4 protein-coding genes are annotated in these 4,044 nt (G+C 42.5%); 3 read left to right on the top strand and 1 reads right to left on the bottom strand.

Annotated features, from left to right (window positions below; genetic code table 11):
* The coding region (locus tag VF500_RS12025; RefSeq protein ID WP_330859898.1) for an OstA-like protein at window positions 1-1,422 on the bottom strand (1,422 nt) is incomplete at its 3' end.
* A gap of 51 nt (window positions 1,423-1,473) precedes the next feature.
* Here VF500_RS12025 and tilS point away from each other — a divergent pair.
* The 3 genes from tilS to VF500_RS12010 all read left to right on the top strand — a co-directional run.
* Entirely contained in the window at window positions 1,474-2,811 is a 1,338-nt protein-coding gene (gene tilS, locus VF500_RS12020) for a tRNA lysidine(34) synthetase TilS (protein WP_330859897.1), read from the top strand.
* Window positions 2,808-3,290, top strand: a complete 483-nt coding sequence (locus VF500_RS12015) for a hypothetical protein (protein WP_330859896.1) — start codon at window positions 2,808-2,810, stop codon at window positions 3,288-3,290. Before tilS ends, VF500_RS12015 begins: the two co-directional genes overlap by 4 nt.
* Before the next feature lie 236 nt (window positions 3,291-3,526).
* A partial coding sequence (locus VF500_RS12010) for a hypothetical protein (protein WP_330859895.1) occupies window positions 3,527-4,044 on the top strand: 518 nt, incomplete at its 3' end.

Genomic DNA, 4,044 nt, shown 5'->3' with positions numbered 1-4,044 from the left:
CATGATCTGCGTTTCGATGGTATCGGCAGTCATGTATATCGAATCGCGTTTAATGTGGCTGGTGTCTTTTGGTACTACAGGAGTTTTTACGGGTATAAGCTTTCCTGTTACTTTAGCAACGCCGGGCTTAATAGCATCGGCAACTCCGGCAAGGCTGCCTATGTTTTTTATACCCACCTTGTCCTTATTATTTTTTAATGCCGGGGCAGCAGCCTTCAATGCCGAATCGATCAGCTTTTCGTTACCTTTTTTTGCCTGTGTCGCCGCCTTTATCAAAGCGTCCGCATTGGCATCCTTATTATTTTGTAAAGCGCCCTGCACCAGCTTGGTTGCCATATCAACATTGGCACTATCCTTTTTACCTATGGCAAAAGGCTGCTTAATGGGCATGGTATTGGCAGGCGCCTTGTGGCTGCTGTCGGGTTTTATAGCACCGACAATTTTAGCAAGATCGGTCACTTTTTTGCCCGATACTTTAGCGTTCTTGTTTTCGGCCGGTAATTGTTTAACTGTGGTATCAGTTTTACTGGTATCCTTTTGTTCGGAGATCAGTACCACATAAGCGTTTTCAGTAACAACGGTTTTTTCCTCGGCCCTGTAGTAAGTGCCCAGATCGCCTTTAATGGTTACCTTTTGCTCACGGTCTTCAAAAGTGATGTTTTTTACCGCGCGACCGTAGCCTTTTAGCTTATCATAAAAAAGGCTATCCCCTTTTAATGATTTGGTGCCCTGCCTGTAGGAGTTTTTCTTTCCGAAATAAGCCTGCTCCGTAACGGTGTTATACAAGCCGTTCTCCGTATACAGGGTATCCTTATCCTTAGTGCCGTAAATATTGGTTGGGCCGAAAAAATAGGCAATTCGCGTACCTGTATTATACTTAAGAGTATCGTTTTTTATCAGCGCATCAGGCGTAGTAAGTACCACGTTGTACCGGAAATAAGAATCGCGGCTGAAAGCAAAATAGTACCCGTTTTTACTGGTTAGCACATTATCCTTATTAACCAGCTTTCCGCCGCCGGTATAAGTACCTATGCGGCTGGCTGTATTATAGGTAAGATAATTAGTGGTTAACGTGGCATCGCGGTCAACCATTTTAACATTATCGGTAAGGATGGCTGTTTTGGTATTACCATTATAATTCAGCTTATCCGAAAATATATTCAGCGTATCGCCCTGGTTTATGTTTACGTTGCCGAAGGCATCAAAAGCATTCTCGCTGGGATAAAAATAAGCACTATCCGACCGGAGTATAGAATAGTCCTGCTTAAACACGCCTTTGTAAACCTTAAACATCTGCTTTCCGTTGGCCGTTTTTCCGCCAGTGCTTCGTTCAGATTGTATCAGGTTTACAATCGATTTTTTTTGAGCCATAGCCGCAGTTGCTATCGCCAAAAACAAAAAGCATAAAACATATTTCCTCACAATGGCAAAATTAGTTTTTTGTTGGGGTTATTAAATTAATAATTTTGATGAATGCTGCCAGTTAATCAGTTTGTTAATTTTATTGAGCAAAATGCTTTATTTACACCCGCTACCAAAATACTGGCGGCGGTAAGCGGCGGCATCGATTCGGTTTTAATGGTGCACCTGCTTAATACCGCAGGTTATGATTTTGGCATTGCCCATTGTAACTTTCAGCTGCGTGGCGATGAAGCCCTCCGCGACCAGGCTTTTTGCCGTGACCTCGCCACTGCACTTCGCGTACCTTTTCATACTGTAAATTTTGATACGGAGCAATACGCCGCCCAAAACAAGATCTCGATCCAAATGGCAGCCCGCGATCTTCGTTATCAATGGTTTGATAGGATCAGTCAGCAATCAGGTTATGAGGTTATTGCGCTTGCTCACCACCAAAACGATACTATTGAAACAATATTGTTAAACCTTACACGCGGTACCGGAATTGCCGGCTTGCATGGCATTTTACCCAAAAACGGCAAACTGGTTCGCCCTCTTTTGTTCCTCACCCGTGCCGAAATACAGACCATTGTTACTGCCGAAGGTTTAACTTTTGTGGAGGACAGCTCCAATGCTTCGGCCAAATATGCCCGCAATAAGATCAGGCTGGAAGTTATTCCAAAGTTGAAGGAATTGAACCCATCGCTCGAAAAAACTTTTGAAAACAGCCTGCTTCATTTCCGCGACCTCGAACTATTGCTTGAGCTTAAGCTTGACGAAATAAGGCAAACGCTACTGCAAATACATGATGATGGTATTTATTTATCCATTATTGAAGTAAAGAAGGTTAATCCCAAAAGGCTATTGCTTTTTAAGTTATTTAACGAGTATGGCTTTAATGAAGCTACTATTGACGACCTGATCAATTCGCTGGATAAACACTCCGGTAGGGTATTTGAATCCGTAACGCATATATTGTTGATCGATAGAAATATTCTCATCCTAAAACCCAAAACTACCGCGCAGCTTACCGAAGTTATTATCAACGCCACAGACCATGAAGCCAATTTCGGCGTTTATAGGGTGAATTTGCTGCATGATGATAGTCCGCTGATCATAAAAGATAACCCACTGGCTGTATCAATTGATGCAGATAAACTGGTTTATCCGCTCAAGGTGCGCACATGGCAGGAGGGTGATCATTTTTTCCCATTGGGGATGAAGGGAAAAAAAAAGGTAAGCGACTTTTTCATTAACCAAAAAGTGCCGCTGCACCAAAAGGAAGAAATCCCTATCCTTGTAAACGGCAACGGCGAAATTATGTGGATTGGCGGCTACCGCCCCGACGAAAGGTATAAAGTGAGTGATAACACTAAAAAAGTTACTATCTTCGAACTGTTTAAACTAACATGAGCGATAAATCCGTTTTTACTGAAAAGCAATACCTTGGCCGGGAATTTATACCGCTAACCATACGCCTGGTTTTAGCCATGTTCTGTTTTGCAGCCTACTTTTTTACTGATGAACGCGAGCGCAATGGCGATTTACTGGTTGTTGTTGGCTTTTCTATCATCATCATTTCCATTATCCTGGGATTCCTGCTGCATTTTCGTACCCGTGTAGAAAACAAAAGCGTTATGCTTGACGGGCTGTGGACAACCAAGCTTGTAAAAATAGACCTGAACAGCATTATCAAAGTTGAAAAAGGAACCTACAGCCGTTACCTGTTCAATAACCCTGTTTATAACCTGCACACCAAAGGCACTATCCGCTTTTTCACTTCGGGCAACGAAGCTATCCACCTTACCGACCGCGATGGCCTGCTTTATATCATCGGCTCCAAACACCCTAATGAATTTTTAAGGGCGATAAGGGAAGAGATGAAAAAATAATTCAGGGTACTCCCCTCTATCTAAAGACAGTGACATGGATTTTCGCTATAAGATCCGGTTAAACATATCTAATTATTTAAACGCGGATTCTGGAATGCAACATACCGGAATCAAAATTTATCCTATATACTATTATCTTTCTTTTATTTTTTTAGCAATAAAGGTCCTTTTGTTTACGGCGAAAGTTTGCCAAATCATAATTGGTTTTATATATTTATACCAGCCTTATCCAAATTATGAACAAACTTTACGCACTGTTTTTTCTACTTCTCCTTTTAGCCTCCCCTTCATTATTACCGGCACAATCATGGAAACCCTTTGGTGCAGATGAAACTGTTGGCCCGGGTCCGGGTTTCGCGGCTTCTAATACTATTGCCATTTCACCCGATGGCACTCCTTATATTGCTTTTACCGACAATGCCAGCAACAATAATATTACCATAAAAAAATTTGATGGCAAAAAGTGGGTGCAGGTAGGCATTAGCATTAATGATGGCTATTACTCGTCGGGGCCGGCACTTGCATTTGGTACTGATGGTGCACCGTATATTGCTTATATGCCCAGTATTGCCAATCAAAATTATGTTACGGTTGCCATCCGGAAACTGGTAGGTGACAACTGGGTAAAAGTTGGCTATCCCATTGGTACAGGTATATACCCCAGCCTTGCTGTTGGTCCGGATGACACGCTGTACTCTGGGTTTTCCACAGCTTATGGCGGCGGCTTAGCTGTCAGAAAGTTTACCAATACCTG

Source organism: Mucilaginibacter sp., assembly GCF_036383575.1.
GTDB lineage: Bacteria > Bacteroidota > Bacteroidia > Sphingobacteriales > Sphingobacteriaceae > Mucilaginibacter.
The sequence above is the reverse complement of the archived record's forward strand: the minus strand, read 5'-3'. Positions and strand labels throughout refer to the sequence as shown.

Bases quoted from the DNA above. Each gene is read 5' to 3' on its own strand.
- VF500_RS12015 (WP_330859896.1), top strand. From the start codon at position 2,808: ATGAGCGATAAATCCGTTTTTACTGAAAAGCAATACCTTGGCCGGGAA.
- tilS (WP_330859897.1), top strand. From the start codon at position 1,474: ATGCTGCCAGTTAATCAGTTTGTTAATTTTATTGAGCAAAATGCTTTA.